Source organism: Nostoc sp. (assembly GCF_036917235.1).
Classification (GTDB): domain Bacteria; phylum Cyanobacteriota; class Cyanobacteriia; order Cyanobacteriales; family Nostocaceae; genus Nostoc.
The window spans coordinates 30,211-49,046 of sequence record NZ_JBALDU010000114.1 but is presented as its reverse complement, the minus strand read 5'-3'; the positions used below and the strand labels follow the sequence as shown (position 1 = coordinate 49,046).

Genomic DNA, 18,836 nt, shown 5'->3' with positions numbered 1-18,836 from the left:
ATTAAGCTCGGATTATCCCTGAAGAAGCACGGCTGGAGTATTTGGCATGATGATTGCATTACCCGGATTTAAAATTGTCACTTTGTTAAAAACAGGGGTAAAAGCAGTCATATACCGGGGGATCGAGGTTAAAGAACAGTGCCCGGTAATTATCAAAGGGCTACGTCCAGAACAGTGTACACCTAATAATATTGAACAACTCAAACATGAGTATGCGATCGCTCAAAGGTTAAATACTACAGCAGCAGTCAAAGTCTACGCCTTAGAGATGCATCAGGGAATTCCTTATTTAATTATGGAGGATTTTGAGGCGCGATCGCTCGACCAGTTTCTAGGTCAATTTCAACAGCCTGTTCAGTTTCTAAAGATTGCTATTGAAATCACTAGCAAACTCGCACAAATCCACACTTATCAAATTGTCCACAAAAATATTAAACCGCAAAATATCTTAGTTAATCTCGAAACTAATCAGGTAAAAATTACCGATTTTGGAATTGCTGCTTTTATTCCATACCAACAGCAAATAATTAGCAGTTCCAGTCGTATTGAAGGTAGTTTACCTTATTTATCACCTGAGCAAACTGGGCAAATTAATCGAGGAATCGATCGTCGCAGCGATTTGTATTCTCTGGGAGTCACCTTTTATGAAATGCTCACAGGTCAACTACCATTTCAAGGTAAAGACCCCTTAGAGTGGGTACATTGTCATATTGCCAAATCTCCGTTATGTCCGAACAAGCTAAACTCTGATATTCCCCAAATGCTCTGTGACATCATCATGAAATTGCTGTCGAAAGTTGCAGAACAGAGATATCAGAGCGCTTTAAGTTTGCAATTCGATCTAGAACAGTGTTTGAAGCAATTAGAGACAACCAAAGAAATCCAATCCTTTATCTTGGGTGAGCAAGATATCACAGATCGCAAACAATCTGAAGCGGAACGTATCCAACTGATTCAAGAACAAACCGCCCGACAACAAGCAGAAGTTAATCAGCAACGAGCAGCATTTTTAGCTCAAGTCAGTGCAACCCTCGCCTCTTCTCTCGATTACGAAAGCACGCTAGCAAGTGTGGCCAATCTGGTTGTGCCTTACTTCGCCGATTGGTGCAGTGTCGATCTCTTGCAAGACAACCAATCAATTAATCGGGTAGCAGTTGCCCACCGAGATCCAGAGAAAGTTAAACTCGGTTGGCAACTTCATCAGCATTATCCGAGAAAGTTGGATGAACCTCAAGGCGTGCCCAAAGTACTGCGTACAGGAATTCCTGAAATGGTAACTGAAATTTCAGATGCACTCCTAGCAGCAGGCATCCCAGATGCAGAACATCTAAGGATTACCCGTGAAATTGGTTTAAAGTCATGTATAATTCTTCCCTTGATGGTCCGAAAAAGAATTTTTGGTGCAATTTCCTTTTTTACTGCGGAATCAGAACGTCGTTACAGCACAGCTGATTTGTTACTAGCGGAAGATGTTGCCCATCGAGCAGCGATCGCGATCGATAATGCCCGTCTTTACCAAGAAGCGCAGCAAGCACAAAAAACGGCAGAAGTAGCCCTGGAGCGCATTGCCCGTCTCCAATCGATTACGGCTGCCCTTTCGGAATCCCTGACACCAGCCCAAGTATCTGAAGTGATTGTAGAGCAGAGCATGGCTGGCTTGGGAGCCAGTTCTGCCCTCGTCGCCTTGGTGAATGAAAGTAAAACTCAACTAGAAATTGTGCGTGCGCTTGGCTACAACCAAGATTTAGTAAACACTTGGCGACATTTTTCTATTGATTCACCTTCCCCTTTAGCCGAAGCTGTGCGGACTGGACAACCTGTTTGGGCTGAATCGAGACAAAATAGAATAGCTCGTTACCCTCATCTAGCTGAAGCTTACACCCAATATGACATTGATGCCTGGATTTCTATTCCATTTATGGTAGAAGGTTCGGCAGTAGGCGGTATAAGTTTGGGATTTACTGAACTTCAAGAACTTAGTGAGGAAGATCGAGCATTTATCTTTGCTGTTGCTCAACAATGCGCCCAAGCGATCGCTCGCGCCCATCTCTACGAAGCCGAACTAACGGCGCGAAGCGCTGCGGAAGCGGCAAACCGGATCAAAGATGAATTTCTCGCTGTTTTGTCTCATGAACTCAGAACACCACTCAACCCGATTCTGGGTTGGACAAAACTGATGCGAACCCGTAAACTTGACCAAGCAACAAGCGATCGCGCCTTAGAAACCATTGAGCGCAATGCCAAGTTGCAAACTCAATTGATTGAAGATTTGCTCGACGTTTCCCGGATTCTTCAAGGTAAACTTCACCTCGACTTTGACCGAATTAATTTGGTATCAGTCATTGAAGCTGCGATCGAGACAGTGCGTTTATCGGCGGAGGCTAAGTCTATCCAGATTCAGACAAGTCTCGAATCTGGTGTCGGGCAAGTTTTAGGCGATGCCAATCGATTGCAACAAGTAATTTGGAATATCCTTTCTAATGCCATTAAGTTTACTCCCATCGGCGGACAGGTAAAACTTAAATTAGAGCAAGTTGGCTCACAAGTGCAAATCCATGTAACTGATACAGGAAAAGGGATTGCACGTGAGTTTTTACCTTATGTCTTTGAGTCTTTCCGTCAAGCAGATGGGGCGACAACTCGAAAATTTGGCGGTTTAGGTTTAGGATTAGCGATCGTCCACCATCTGGTAGAACTTCATGGAGGAAGTGTGCAAGCAGAAAGTCTGGGCGAAGGTAAAGGAGCAACTTTCACCGTCAGATTTCCATACTTACAGGATGAAAGCAAAGGAATCAAGGATGCAAAAGATAATTCCTCATTAGTGGCGGCTCAGTCTTCGCCGCTAGCTGGTTTAGAGATTCTGGTGGTGGATGACGATGCAGATATGCGAGAATTTTTGCCCTTCATGTTGGAGCAATATGGGGCAACTGTTACCGTTGTCGCCTCAGCCATTGAAGCTTTAACTGCATTGAGTCAATCCCAGCCAAATCTAATTATCAGTGATATCGGGATGCCAGAAATGGATGGCTATATGCTGATGCAACAGGTGAGGAGTTTGAAGCCAGAACAAGGCGGGACAATTCCGGCGATCGCTTTAACTGCTTATGCTGGAGAGATAGATTATCAGCAAGCGATCGCTGTCGGATTTCAACAGCATATTTCTAAGCCTGTAGATCCAGAAGAATTGGTGAAGGCGATCGCGTTAATGAGCCTTTGAACTCCGTTAACGAGTGCTTTGTATACTCGTGAACAATTATTTCTCTTGTTGATGCCGTTAACGATATAGCCAAACACGCAACAGTGAAAGCAATTGCTCGGTATCTACGGGTTTAGTAATGTAGTCTGATGCGCCGGCTTCAATACACTTCTCGCGATCGCCTTGCATAGCTTTAGCGGTCAGTGCAATAATCGGCAAAGACTTAAATCGCTCGTTTTGGCGGATCGTGCGTGTTGTTTCGTAACCATCCATTTCTGGCATCATTACGTCCATCAAAACCACATCAATATCTGGTGTATTTTCTAACAAGGCAATTCCCTCTCTGCCATTTTCAGCATATACAACTTGGATTTGATAACGCTCCAGCATACTTGTCAGCGCGAAGATATTACGCATATCGTCGTCTACAATTAGCGCTTTTTTGCCAGTGAGTAAGTAGTCTTGTGAATGGAGTTGTTCGAGTATTTGGCGCTTAGGTGCGGGTAAATTTGCTTGGACTCGGTGTAAAAATAATGCTGTTTCATCGAGGAGACGTTCGGGCGATCGCACATCTTTAATAATGATTGTCTCGGCAATCCGTCTGAGTTCTGTTTCTTGAGCTTTGCTAATTTCTCTACCTGTGTAGACAATAATTGGCAAAGTTTTGCCGTTAGGTAGAAGCTTTATCTGCTCAATTAGTTCAAACCCGGTCATGTCGGGTAGCCCTAAATCGAGAACGAGGCAATCAAAATGCTGGGCGCGAATAGCTTCTAGGGCTTCTGCACCGTTAGCCACAGCAGTGGTCGAAACATCGCTGTTACCAATCAACTCAACAATACTCAGCCGTTGAGTGTCGTCATCTTCGACTACCAATAAATTTTTCACCTGGCGCTCGACAAAACCTTTAATTTTGGTTAACGCCTCGGATATTGTCTCGCTGGTTAAGGGCTTTTGCAGATATGCGATCGCACCTAGTTGCAAACCGCGCTGTTTTCCTTCCTCAACAGTCATGATATGTACGGGAATGTGGCGGGTATTTGGGTCATGTTTGAGACGATCCAATACCGTCCAACCATCCATTTCTGGCAACCGGATATCTAGCAAAATGGCTGAAGGTAGGAATTGCTGCGCTAACATCAAACCTGTACTACCAGTTTGGGCAGCTATCACCTTGAATCCTTGTTGTTGCGCCATATCTAGAAGGATACGCGCAAAATTAACGTCATCTTCAACAATTAGTAAGACGCGATCGCCTCTTTCTATAGTCGTGCGATCGTCAGTTATGAGTGCTGTTAGCGGATAGCTAAGGTTCAGCCCGTGCTGAGTGCTGTTAGGGGTAGCGGGGCGTTCAGCCCGTGGGGAGTGGGGAGTGAGGAGTGTCGATCTAGACTCAGGACTCAGCGCTCGGAACTCAGCACTCAATTGTGGTAAGTAGAATGTAAAAGTGCTACCTTCACCGGGTTGACTGATTAGTTTAATTTCGCCGCCGAAGAGACGGGCGATTTCGCGGCTAATTGATAAGCCCAATCCGGTGCCGCCGTATCTGCGACTGGTAGAGCCATCGGCTTGCTGGAATGCTTCAAAAATCACTTTCTGTTTTTCAGGGGCAATACCAATGCCTGTATCGCTGACTGAGAAGGCAATTACAAGCTGGGCACAATTTAAGGTTTCGTTGTCGTTGCTCCACCCTAGCTTGGCTACCGCAATCCGTAAGCGTACCTCCCCTTGCTCTGTAAATTTAAAAGCGTTGGAGAGGAGATTTTTCAACACCTGTTGTAAGCGTTTGACATCTGTATAGATAGTGGGTGGCAATTCGGGAGTCAATTCAATTGCGAAAGCCAATCCTTTACTCTGAGCGATTTGCCGGAAGGTGCGCTCAATCTGCTCGCCCAACTCTGCCAATGGCATTTGAGTCATGTCAATGGACATGGTTCCAGATTCAATTTTAGCGAGATCCAGAATGTCATTGATTAACGTCAACAAATCAGTACCGGCTGAATAAATTGTCTGGCTGTATTCGACTTGCTTGCTGGTAAGATTTTGATCGATATTATCTGTCAACAATTTCGCCAAAATCAACAAGCTATTCAGCGGTGTCCGCAGTTCGTGGGACATATTGGCGAGAAATTCTGATTTGTATTTTGAGGAGAGGGCGAGTTGTTCAGCTTTATCTTCTAAAGATAGTCTTGCTTGTTCAATTTCGCGATTTTTGCGCTCGACTTCTTGCTTCTGCATCGCCAACAACTCTGCCTTTTCTTCTAATTCGGCGTTGGTTTGTTGCAGTTCCTCTTGCTGTCCTTTGAGTAAATCCTCGGAAGTTTTGAGTGATTGGGCTTGTTGTTCTAAGCGCTTGTTGGTTTCGCGGAGTTCACTTTGCTGGGTTTGGAGTTCTTCAGCTAAAGATTGCGATTGTTTGAGTAATTCTTCAGTTCGCATCGATGCTGCGATCGTGTTGAGAACGATCGCAATACTTTCGGTAAGCTGGTCGAAGAATGTCAGATGAATTTCGCTAAAGCGGCGGAAGGATGCTAATTCAATCACTGCTGTCACCTGTCCTTCAAAAAGTACGGGTAACACCACGGCATTCAGGGGCGTGGCTTCTCCTAAACCAGAGGAAATTTTGACATAATCGTTCGGTACTTCCGTCAGCAGTATTCGCTCTTTTTCTAAGGCGCATTGTCCCACCAAACCTTCACCCAAGTGGAAGCGGTTAGCTAGATGTCTGCGTTCGCGGTAAGCGTAGCTACTGATTAGTTTCAAATATGGTGTATGTTCCCCAGATTCCATCAGGAAGAATACGCCGTGTTGCGCTCCTACCAAGGGTGCTAGTTCTGATAGAATGAGTTTAGATACGGTTTCCAAGTCTCGCTGCCCTTGGAGCATTCGGGTAAACTTGGCTAGGTTAGTTTTCAACCAATCTTGTTCGGTGTTTTTCTGCGTTGTCTCCCGCAGGTTGGCAATCATCTGGTTGATGTTGTCTTTGAGTATTGCTACTTCCCCTAATGCTTCGACGGCAATTGAACGAGTTAAATCACCTTTAGTTACAGCTGTAGCAACTTCTGCGATCGCTCGCAACTGAGTTGTCAGTGTAGCAGCAAGTTCGTTCACATTATCAGTTAAATCTTTCCAAGTTCCCGCCGCACCAGGGACTCTTGCTTGTCCGCCTAACTTCCCTTCAATTCCCACTTCCCGCGCTACTGTGGTTACTTGATTGGCAAACGTCGCTAGAGTGTCAATCATCTCGTTGATTGTCTCTGCCAAAGTTTCAATTTCTCCCTTGGCATCTAACATCAATTTCCGTTTCAAGTCACCGTTAGCAACTGCCGTTACAACTCTGGCGATACCGCGTACTTGTGCTGTGAGGTTTCCCGCCATCGAGTTAACATTGTCCGTCAAATCTTTCCAAGTCCCCGCAACACCTTGGACTTGCGCTTGTCCGCCTAACTTCCCTTCAGTTCCCACTTCTCGCGCCACCCGCGTTACTTCACTTGCAAAGGAACTGAGTTGATCCACCATTGTGTTGGTGGTGTTCTTCAAATCCAAAATTTCGCCTTTGGCATCGACAGTAATTTTCTTAGATAAGTCGCCATTAGCTACCGCCTTGGTAACTTCCGCAATATTGCGAACTTGTCCGGTGAGGTTCCCCGCCATTGAATTAACGTTGTCTGTTAAATCTTTCCAAGTTCCTGCAACTCCTCTGACGTAAGCTTGCACGCCCAATTTACCTTCGGTTCCCACCTCACGGGCAACTCTGGTAACTTCTGATGCAAAAGAATTTAGTTGATCCACCATTGTGTTGATGGTGTTTTTAAGTTCCTGAATTTCACCTTTCACATCGACGGTGATTTTCTTGGAAAGGTCGCCGTTTGCTACCGCCGTCGTAACTTCGGCAATGTTTCGCACTTGTGCCGTCAAGCTTCCCGCCATGAAGTTTACACTTTCAGTCAAGTCTTTCCAAGTACCTGCCACTCCTTTAACTTCTGCTTGTACGCCCAATTTACCTTCGGTTCCTACCTCCCGCGCCACCCGCGTCACTTCACTTGCAAAGGAATTGAGTTGATCTACCATTGTGTTAATGGTGTTTTTGAGTTCCAATATTTCACCTTTGACATCAACGGAGATTTTTTTAGAGAGGTCGCCATTTGCCACCGCCGTGGTCACTGTAGCAATGTTTCGCACCTGTGCCGTTAAACTTCCCGCCATGAAGTTCACGCTGTCAGTTAAATCTTTCCAAGTTCCAGCTACGCCGCGCACATCTGCTTGTACGCCAAGTTTACCCTCACTTCCCACCTCACGCGCAACCCGCGTCACTTCACTTGCAAAGGAGTTGAGTTGATCCACCATTATATTGATGGTATTCTTGAGTTCGAGAATTTCGCCTTTGACAGCAACAGTGATTTTTTTCGATAAATCACCATTTGCGATCGCAGTTGTCACTTCGGCAATGTTCCGCACCTGTGCCGTTAAGCTTCCCGCCATGAAGTTTACGCTGTCGGTTAAATCTTTCCAAGTCCCCGCAACGTCTTTAACTTCTGCTTGTACGCCCAATTTACCTTCAGTTCCCACCTCACGGGCAACCCTTGTTACTTCACTTGCAAAGGAACTAAGTTGATCCACCATTGTATTAATGGTATTTTTCAACTCCAGAATTTCACCTTTGACATCAACGGTGATTTTCTTGGATAAGTCGCCTGTTGCAACGGCGGTAGTTACTTCGGCAATGTTTCGCACCTGCGCCGTTAAACTTCCCGCCATGAAGTTCACGCTGTCAGTTAAATCTTTCCAAGTACCAGCAACACCGCGCACTTCTGCTTGCACGCCCAATTTACCCTCACTTCCCACCTCACGCGCAACCCTTGTTACTTCTGATGCAAAGGAATTGAGTTGATCCACCATTGTGTTAATGGTGTTTTTGAGTTCCAGAATTTCACCTTTGACATCGACAGTGATTTTCTTGGATAAATCACCTGTTGCAACCGCCGTAGTCACTTCGGCAATATTCCGCACCTGTGCCGTTAAACTTCCCGCCATGAAGTTTACGCTATCAGTTAAATCTTTCCAAGTACCAGCTACGCCGCGCACATCGGCTTGCACACCCAGTTTACCTTCACTTCCCACCTCACGCGCAACTCGTGTTACTTCACTTGCAAAGGAACTGAGTTGATCCACCATTATATTGATGGTATTCTTGAGTTCAAAAATTTCACCTCTAACATCGACGGTGATTTTTTTAGATAGATCGCCATTTGCGATCGCAGTCGCAACTTCGGCAATATTTCGCACCTGTCCGGTGAGATTACCCGCCATTAAGTTAACGTTATCAGTTAAATCTTTCCAAGTCCCCGCTACTCCTCGGACTTCTGCTTGTACGCCCAACTTACCTTCAGTTCCCACTTCCCGCGCAACCCTTGTTACTTCTGATGCAAAGGAATTAAGCTGATCCACCATTGTGTTGATGGTATTCTTGAGTTCCAGAATTTCGCCTTTCACATCCACAGTGATTTTCTTAGATAAATCGCCATTTGCCACCGCCGTAGTAACTTCGGCAATATTCCGCACCTGTGCCGTCAAGCTTCCCGCCATGAAATTCACGCTGTCGGTAAGGTCTTTCCACGTACCCGCTACCCCGCGCACTTCTGCTTGACCACCTAATTTACCTTCTGCACCAACCTCACGCGCAACTCTTGTTACTTCCGATGCAAAAGAATTAAGTTGATCCACCATGATGTTGACGGTGTTTTTCAACTCTAAAATTTCGCCTTTGACATCAACAGTAATTTTCTTGGATAAGTCGCCATTTGCAACCGCCGTTGTCACTTCCGCAATGTTACGGACTTGTGCAGTTAAATTTCCTGCCATCAAGTTAACGTTGTCAGTCAAATCTTTCCAAGTACCTGCCACTCCTTTAACTTCTGCTTGTACGCCCAACTTCCCTTCAGTTCCCACTTCACGGGCAACTCGCGTCACTTCACTCGCAAAAGAATTCAGTTGATCCACCATCGTGTTGACGGTGTTTTTTAGTTCCAGAATTTCGCCTTTGACATTAACAGTGATTTTTTTGGATAAGTCACCATTTGCGATCGCAGTTGCAACTTCGGCAATGTTGCGAACTTGTCCGGTGAGATTACCCGCCATCAAGTTAACGTTATCAGTCAAATCTTTCCAAGTGCCAGCCACACCTTGCACTTCGGCTTGAACGCCCAACTTACCTTCGGTTCCCACTTCCCGCGCCACCCGCGTTACTTCCGATGCAAAAGAACCAAGGCGATCTACCATCGTGTTAACGATATTAGCAGTTTGGAGAAACTCACCTTGCAGAGGTCTGCCTTCAATTTCTGTTGCGATCGTTTGCGATAAGTCACCATTGGCAACCGATCGAATTACACGAGTAGTTTCAGCTGTTGGTTGAACTAAATCTGTAATCAGAGTATTGACAGAAGTAACACAATCTGACCAAGAACCACGAACATCACCGAGAGAGGCGCGTTCAGCAATTTTGCCTTCTTTGCCGACAACGTTACCAATCCGTTGTAGTTCTGCCGCCATCCGCTCGTTCTGGTCAATAATATCATTGAGCGTATCAGCTATTTTACCAGCTACACCAGTATGGTCTACGGGCATCCGAGCAGAGAAATCACCCTGTTTAACAGCATTCAGCGTTCTTAGTAGGTGATTTAAATCTAGATTGTCGCTGTCTCTAGTTAACTGTTCGGTTGCCATAGCCTTATCCTTAATCTTGATTCTTAAAGAGTTTTTTGTATTTTTTGCACCCCGTACCTACTTAGAGTACTTTTAGCCAATGCGTATCAAAATAGAGAGCAGGGAATAAAAAGTGGATCAAACTAATTTTTATGGGTGCGAGTGTAAGCAGTTAACAAAAACTGCTAACTACATGGTATTGCCGTAGATGTATCTGGCGTCCCACTTAGCTAATGATAGCTACTCGGACTCTGTTGTGGAACATCAATTATCGGCGATGCCTAACTTAAGCGAGTAAGCGATCGCACAGTCAAACACACAATGACAATTAACATTACATTTTATGATTTTTGGAATTTGACGAAACCAGCAAATCAAGAAATCTTAACTGATAACTGAGGTTTGCTAAAGTCAGAAATATCCGGCAACTCCAAGAGGTTGTTTGAAAAGTAGTTAGCTGTGATTTTAGACACTTACTGATCCCCCCTAACCCCCCTTAAAAAGGGGGGAACCGGAATCAAAGTCCCCCAATTGATCGGGGGATTTAGGGGGATCTAGAACTTTTGATACCGACAAAAGGACTTTTCAAACATTCTCTAAGAAGGCACATCTAGATAGGTTCATTCCAAGCCCTAATCGCTTCAATCGGAATCCCAGCAGGAGCAAACAAAATCTTTATAGTTTCAATACCTGCTGCTGTCACTGCTCTTTGCAAACGTACTTTAAGCGTTGGATTATTTTTGATTACTTGCTCAATCGCTTGCCTATTTTTAAGTACTGGATGACTCTCAACAGCTTGAGCAACAATAGGTTGAGCATCGATTACAGTCGGTTTATCCTGCTCCATTTTCTCAAGCAACTGCTCAAGCACAGTTTCTAAATTAGCAATATCTTGTGTAGACGGGTAATTGTTTTGAGTGCCAATGTTATCACCTTGGATATTTCCTGTAACACTGCCTGTGATGTTGCTAAAGGTAGCACCTGTAAAATCATTTTTACGAGTTTTTGACATAATTATAAATGTTTGATTAAATGTGTTTGGAAAACTAGTTGAAAGCTCGGCGTTGTTTGTTTCCTCATTCAAGACAGAATAACAAACTTCATGGTTATAAAATTTGCACCGATCTTGAATTTTAGAAATTGCGTCGCTTTTATCTTCTGACGGAGTTTTTAATTGTAACTCCCAGATATAATGCAAAACTTCAGAGCCAGCAATTTCTCCTAACGCAAATGCGGCTATCATACGAACATCAGAATCTTCATCCTGCAAAGCATTAATTAAGGCAGATACCGCTTCTTGGTTGCCGATTTTTCCTAACGCAAATGCGGCTATCATACGAACATCAGAATCTTCATGCTGCAAAGCATTAATTAAGGCAGATACCGCTTCTTGGTTGCCGATTTTTCCTAACGCAAATGCGGCTATCATACGAACATCGGAATCTTCATCCTGCAAAAATTTAATTAAGGCAGATATAGCTTCTTGGTTGCCGATTTCTCCTAACGTATCTGCGGCTCTCATACGAACATCGGAATCTTCATGCTGCAAAGCATTAATTAAGGCAGATACAGCTTCTTGGTTGCCGATTTCTCCTAACGCATCTGCGGCTCTCATACGAACATCGGAATATTCATCCTGCAAAGCTTTAATTAAGGCAGATACCCCTTCTTGGTTGCCGATTTTTCCTAACGCATCTGCGGCTCTCATACGAACATCGGAATATTCATCCTGCAAAGCTTTAATTAAGGCAGATACCCCTTCTTGGTTGCCGATTTTTCCTAACGCCTCTGCGGCTCTCATACGAACATCGGAATATTCATCCTGCAAAGCTTTAATTAAGGCAGATACCGCTTCTTGGTTGCCGATTTTTCCTAACGCCTCTGCGGCTCTCATACGAACATCGGAATCTTCATCCTGCAAAGCTTTAATTAAGGCAGATACCCCTTCTTGGTTGCCGATTTTTCCTAACGCATCTGCGGCTCTCATACGAACATAGAAATCTTCATCCTGCAACGAATTACTTAAAAAAGTAACAGCATATTCAGAGGGACTGATACCCAAAAACTCAACTTTAAGTAAATTATGAATGTTTAACTCTAAAATTAAATCGACTATTTCTTTTTGATACTCCCGTTTTACCTCTCCTACCAACCTTGCCGCTAAATTCAAATCCACATCTAAAGCTAACTTCACCACTCGTAAAGCCTGTCTTTTATCAGCCAATAACCCCAACATCAACGCTACCGGTTCTGTCCACTTCAAATAATTCAGATAATCTTTTTTCAGCTTTTCATCACCAATCTTGTTAAGCTGTAAGAGTAGACATTCTGCGGCGTAGTATTCCTGAATTAGCTGGTGGCGAAATTCAATCTGGTCATCTGTTCGCAACTGAATTAATTGATGCCTGAGCAAATTTTCTAGCCAGCGTTTTGCAGAATCATCACTAGAAGGTACTTGATTTTGTAAAAATGTTCCTAAAATATTTCTAGCTTGCTGTTTAGAAATAGTTAATCGTAACTCTATAGAATTGTCGCCTTGCATCATTACAAATGCTAGATGCTGCAATAACTCAGGCAGCCAGTTACGTAACCCTTCAGCAATTGGTACATTTTCCTTGAGTTTGTAATACTCTCCAGAGAACCAACGAAAGAACTTACCTAAACTAGTAGGAATTTGTTTAGCATCATTGAATACTTCACACAGCATCCACAAGAACAGCGGCGTTTCCGCCAATTCTCGCAAGCGTCCAGCCAACTGTCGCAGCATTTCATCACCCACCTCTGAATAGGCGCGGACAAAATGCTGCATCTGCGCTTCTGTAAGGGGTTGCATTTCCAGTTTTTTCTCAATACCTAAATTACCCCCCACCCCCAAATACCGCGTAGTAAAAATCATCGGCGTGACTCGGTGGTATTTCTGCCGAAATCCGTCTAAATCTCGTCTAGCTTCATCATTAGGTAATTCATTCAAACCGTCTACAAGTAACAAAAATTGCCCTGTAAACAGTAGATTTTCAATCTCTGTCCTGTTTAGGTTTAAGTTATAGCTAGTCAAAAAGTCCCGAATTAAATCCAGCACCGAAGTTGTGTAGCGCCTTAACTCCACTAGCACGGGAATTTTCTGATTTGGTTTTCTTTGTTTCCCTTTTTGAGCTTCTTCCCACAACAAACGCTCTAAAGCTGTAGATTTCCCTGAACCCGGTTTTCCTACTAGCAATACATGGACGGGTGCATACTTCCGTAACCCTTCGAGGATATTCAACCGTTCAATTTTTTCTGTGTCTGGTGCTTCACCTTCTGGTTGCTGTGGTACTGTTTGCACCATCAAACTCAAATCTAAGCGTCTGCGCGATTTTTTGGGTTCAAGTCTTTGACGGTCGAGCGCATCAGTTGGCGTGTATAAATATTGCCAATCCTCGCTCAGTGATTCTAGATACGTTTGAAAATCTATGCTGTGGTCTGCAACCATAGTAGTCAATTGACCGAGGACTTTTAAGCGCTCTTTTATATACTACACAATAAAACGCTCAATCGTTTTTATGGTGTCCGTCCTACAAAGGAAGTAATTGGCGGGCTGCGCTCATTTCAAAATTTTTCGATGTACTACCTAGATTTTTGATCCTCCCTAACCCCCCTTGGCAAGGCTACGCTGTATACACAAGTCTGAAATAGTTGATTAACCAAGGTTTTACCCCCACCCTAACCCTTCCCTTGCAAAGCTACGATGTACACACATCTCTGTATAAACTCAAAATCCTTGGAGATCCCCCTAAATCCCCCTTAAAAAGGGGGACTTTGACAGGCTTCTGCCCCCCTTTTTAAGGGGGGTTGGGGGGATCAAAAGCCTATGAGGCAACTCTAGAAGACTTGTGTGTACACCGTAGCCTTGCAAAGGGGAGGGAACATAGATTTCCGGTCTTCCCCCAATGCATCGGGGGGATTAAGGGGGGTAATTTGATTTGTGTATACACACCCTAGCCTTAAAAAGGTGAAAACTAGTGCCCCCTTTTTAAGGGGGTTGGGGGATCTCAAACCAAGTTAAATTGAGTGTTTGAGCTTAAGTTGACACTAAACCCTATTGGATTTTACTCAACTGACGATCGCACCCGCACCCGATACCCCATTCATAGATCCATTTGCAGAAGTAACGTTAACAGAATCAGCTGCTAAAGAATTGGTGACTTGGGAATTGCCTAGTACGCTTTGCTTCTTCTTGGTATTACCTCGTCTAGCACCACCCGCCATCTCGTATTCTGGGCTGGTTTTACCGTAACGGCTGCCAACTCCTAGTAACATTTGTTCTGACATCGCTATTACAACCTTTTCGGCATTATTCACATCATCTGTGAGTTTGTCAATGGTAGATAACGCAGTGTTGTAGGCAGCAAGCTTAGACCGGAGATCGTTAATTGTCATGGTATAAGCTTGTATAGTCAATCCTTGGCCAAAGTCAAGTTCTACACTGATAGATTGCAAACTTTCAATCCGGCGATCGGCTCGTTCTAAAGCGGTGGAATTTCTTTTACGACGTGCCATAATGCATCTCTGCTACTAGGTTATTAGTACTGTTTTATACCAAAATATTTCTGATTGTCATGGGAAAATATAGCAAATCAGTTGCAATTACATTTCTCAAAATTTAGTTAATTTTACTTAGACTATATTTTATTTTCAGTATTAAATAGATTCATAATTTCGTTACAACAATTGCTGCAATGATTTAAGCCTTTCTTATACATGGAAGAACATTTGTTGCAAAGCATTAAACAATTGCAGCAACGACTTATATATTTGCAAGAAAAACTTAAGCCTTTCTTATACATGGAAAAGCATTTGTTGCAAAGTATTAAGCGTTTGCAGCAACGGCTTATACATTTGCCAGAAAAACTTAAGCCTTTCTTATACATGAAGTAATCTTAGCTGCAAAGGTTTAAATTTTTACAGCTTCAAGCGTAATAGCGTAGGCGTAGCCCGTCGTAGACATCGCTCTCAATACGGTTCCGTTAAGCAAAGACGCGATAAATCGCCGTCTCTACAATAATTTTGATTTGAACTTTTAACGCATCTACCTTCTAAACTGTCACACCTTCCAACTCTTCATCTGTCAACTCATACAACTGGCGCAACTTATCCAACTTATCACCATCAGCTTCCCAGAAACCCCGCCCATGCGCTTCCAACATTCTCCCTAAAATATTGCGGAAAGCTTCAGGATTTGCCTTACGCAATTTATCCGCCATCTCTGCATCTAAAGCATAAGTATCAGCCGCTTGGTCATAAACCCAATCATCGGTAAAATCGGCAGTACCACCCCAACCAATCAACGCCGTCATCCGTTGAGAAATTTCAAAAGCACCACCAGAACCTTGATTTGCCATTGCTTGCGCCCATTTGGGATTTACCAATTTAGTGCGATACTCCATTCGCAGCAAATCATCTAAATTGCGGGGTGTAGTATCCTTCGAGAAACTTTCTACAAAGCTGGTTGTAACCTTCCTACCGCCTTGTTTTTCTGCTGCCTTTTTCAAACCGCCAGTATTAGCGTAATATTCTTGAATATCAGTTAAACCATATTCTACCGAATCGATTTCTTGAACAATGCGATCGCTAGTTTTTAACAAAGTATTCAAAACTTCCGGTCTAGCTTGACCTTTATCTTCTCTCCCATAGCTGAATACATTGCGACTTTGCCAAGTATTGCCCAACTCCTCACCAGATTCCCAGTTACCATCAACCACGCGATCGTTCACCAAAGAACCAAAATCACCCGCCGGATTAGAAAACAACCTCGCCGATGCATTTTCTATACCTTGGGCTTTTAAAGCCAAAGCGTGTCTTCTAATAAAATTCCGATCGTCCGGTTCATCAGCATCAGCCGCCCGTTGAAATAAATCATCCAACAATTCAATGATATTTACAAAACTATCCCGAAAAATCCCAGATAAATTACCCAACACATCAATGCGGGGATGTCCAACCTCAGCCAACGGCTTTAATTCATAACGAACAACTCTACCAGTTCCTTCCTTAACAGGTTCAGCCCCCACCAATTCCAACAGAATTCCCAAAGATTCACCCTTAGTTTTAATTGCATCCAATCCCCAAAGCATTACCGCCACCGTTTCAGGATATTTCCCATATTCATCCAAATGCTGGGCAATAATTTTTTGACCAATTTCTCGTCCCCGTTCATACGCCGCAGGTGAAGGCATCCGATAAGGATCTAAAGCATGAATATTCCTCCCAGTTGGCAAAACCCCAGCCCCATCCCTTAACAAATCCCCCCCAGGCGCAGGCGGAATATACTCCCCATTCAAACCCCTTAACAAATTCGTTAACTCATCCGTAGATTGCATTAACAAATCCCTTATTAACCTTTCCTCTTCTTCTCTTTCTTCGTTTATTCTTTCCTCCTCCCCAAAATAAGCCTCCAAATAAGACCCCAACTCCTCCTCATTCGGCTTTTCCCCCAAAGTATGCAACCCAGAAGAAAACAACCGATTTTCTAAAACCTGCAAATATTCATACAACTCCACCAAATAATCATCAAAAGCATGACCGCTAAACATCCGCACATTTTCCGGCGTAAACGCAATCCCCAGCTTCCTCGCATCCTCAAACGGACAATCAGCATCCAACCCAGAATCTACAATTTTCTTACAAATCCCTTCCTTCAACACATAATTCTTTTGTGGATCTTCCCGATACTCCGAAATCAAATCGCGCAACGCCACCAATTCCTTATACAAACCTGCGCGACCATAAGGCGGTACATTATGAGAAATCAACACACCATAACCGCGACGTTTCGCCAACATCGATTCAGACGGATTATTCGCCGCATATATATATAGATTAGGCAAATTTCCTAACAGAATATCCGACCAAGAATAACCCGTATTACCCAAAGGAGAACCAGGCAACCATTCCACTGTTCCATGCATTCCAAAGTGAACTAAAGCATCAGCTTCAAACTCATTTTGCAACCATTTATAATAAGCAGCATATTGCGGATGTGGCGTTAAATCTCGTTCAAACATTAAACGCATCGGGTCGCCTTGTATCCCCAAAGGTGGTTGTACACCTATCCATACGTTGCCTAATTGCACGCCGCCAATCTGGAATTCATCACCATAAGTTTTAATTCCAGTTCCCGTGAGAGATTTCCATTGTTTTTCGATACGAGATGTTTGCAAATATCCCAGCCATTTTTCTAGAGTGCGAACATTAACAGTACTTGTGGGGTGGGCATCTTGCCTGCCATTGTCTAGGGGCAGGCAAGATGCCCACCCCACAAGAGGATTAGATTCATCTGCCTCTTTCACCCAGCGAATCAATTCTTCCCCATCTTCTGGTAAATCTCCAACGGTATAACCTTGTTCTTTAAGTGCGTGGAGAAACTTCAGCAAACTACGCGGTACATTTAATAATGCAGCTGTTCCCACAGCACCATAACCTGGAGGAAATCCATATAATATGATGGCAATTTTGCGTTCCGATGCAGGTTTTTGCCGCAAAGCCACCCAACTTTTTACCCTACCAATTAATCGCTCCACTCGTTCGGGAACCAGATAAATATTTTCGCCCACCAAACCACCGAGGGGAACGGTATCAATAGCCCCATCCAATTCTGGTAAGGCGTACAACACTACACTTTGCAATCCTCCGATACCTTGACGCGTCCACGAGGAAATATCTTGAATTAATAATGGTGCAGCAACAATATAAGGTACATTTTTGGCAGTAAGGATGCGTTTTGCAACTTCTATTTGACGGCCAGCTTCCATTGAACCAGCTGGGCCACCCACCAGAGGAAAGCCAATTGTGGAAACGATCGCATCTACTTTAACTGCTTCACTTGATAGTGAGGGAGTTTCTATATTGCCTAGTTGTCGTTGCTGAATTTCATAGTTGGTTGTCATTAAATCTCGTACCGCCACGTGTCCTTCTACGCCGTTGATGAAGATGGGTAAAGGTGTTAAGCCGGCTTTTTCAAAACTGCGAATTAGTTGGGGAATGTAGGGTTGTTTGGTGATGACGTGTTTGCGGTAAAGGAGAATTCCTACAATCGGTTTTGTAGAGACGCGATTCATCGCGTCTTCGCAATAGACGCGATGAATCGCGTCTCTACAATGGGTTTTATGCCATTCTAAATAGTCGTGGGGTGATTCAAAAAACCCTTGATAGTCGGGGTGGAGTAATCCGATGTTGGGGGTTTCGATTAACGGGGGAATGTCGCCGACTTTTAAATTTAAATATTTTTCTGCTAGTGTCCAGAATAATGAAGCGACGTTTTCTGGGCCGCCAGCATTCCAGTAACCATAGATAATTAACCAGTTGCGTAAGTCTTGGACTTTTTGCACTGGGACATATTTCAGTAGTTTGGGGCCAATTTTTAAGAAGCTGATGTAACCAGCGAGTTTGTCTTCTTCTCGTCCGTTGCTAAATTTGTCCAGGATGAATTTAACTGGTTTGGGCATTCCTTTGGGTTTGTCGCCAATGGCAAAGTCACCCAACTTGGTTAAACTCATCAATTCCAAGGCTGACTCAAAGATTAGGCGGATGGGAATTTGGGCAATGCGATCGCGCAACCACACAACTTGGTCATAATCAAATAGTAGGCTACCGAAAAACACATCAGCGTCACGCAGTGCTGCTTCTACTTCGGCACGTTGACTGGTAAGATCGCGATCGCTAAATACCCGAATATCCAACTCAGGACAGCGAGAGTTAGCCAAAAAGGCTGCTTTTCTGTACAAGTCAGCGTTGAATGATTCAAACCCAGCAATCAAGACGATGCGTTTCATGCCTGTAAGCTACGAAATATTTCTTTACTTAAATTTTAAACGTGCTTTCAGGCTGATTGTTAAATATCTACCCACAGATTCCAGTCAGTAGTTCCTTGAAGGAGTTAGAACTTCACTATCACCATTACCTTTTG

Annotated in this window: 5 protein-coding genes; 1 reads left to right on the top strand and 4 read right to left on the bottom strand. The window is 43.8% G+C overall.

Translation table 11 applies throughout. The features are described 5' to 3' along the window. The first annotated feature begins 46 nt into the window (after positions 1-46). On the top strand, positions 47-3,217 hold the full coding sequence (locus V7K44_RS32465; protein WP_334938110.1) for a protein kinase domain-containing protein: 3,171 nt from the start codon (positions 47-49) through the stop codon (positions 3,215-3,217). A 57-nt stretch (positions 3,218-3,274) separates the two neighbouring features. Here V7K44_RS32465 and V7K44_RS32460 read toward each other — a convergent pair whose 3' ends face one another. From V7K44_RS32460 to bchH, 4 genes are all read right to left on the bottom strand, one after another. Next, on the bottom strand, positions 3,275-9,916 hold the full coding sequence (locus tag V7K44_RS32460) for a HAMP domain-containing protein (protein ID WP_334938108.1): 6,642 nt from the start codon (positions 9,914-9,916) through the stop codon (positions 3,275-3,277). A gap of 589 nt (positions 9,917-10,505) precedes the next feature. Beyond that, positions 10,506-13,364 carry a HEAT repeat domain-containing protein gene (locus V7K44_RS32455; protein ID WP_334938106.1) on the bottom strand — a complete coding sequence of 953 codons (2,859 nt, stop codon included), beginning with the start codon at positions 13,362-13,364 and terminating at the stop codon, positions 10,506-10,508. Positions 13,365-13,984: 620 nt separating this feature from the next. Beyond that, positions 13,985-14,431 carry a hypothetical protein gene (locus V7K44_RS32450; RefSeq protein ID WP_334938104.1) on the bottom strand — a complete coding sequence of 149 codons (447 nt, stop codon included), beginning with the start codon at positions 14,429-14,431 and terminating at the stop codon, positions 13,985-13,987. A gap of 536 nt (positions 14,432-14,967) precedes the next feature. Then, positions 14,968-18,702, bottom strand: a complete 3,735-nt coding sequence (bchH, locus tag V7K44_RS32445) for a magnesium chelatase subunit H (RefSeq protein WP_334938102.1) — start codon at positions 18,700-18,702, stop codon at positions 14,968-14,970. Positions 18,703-18,836 lie beyond the last annotated feature (134 nt).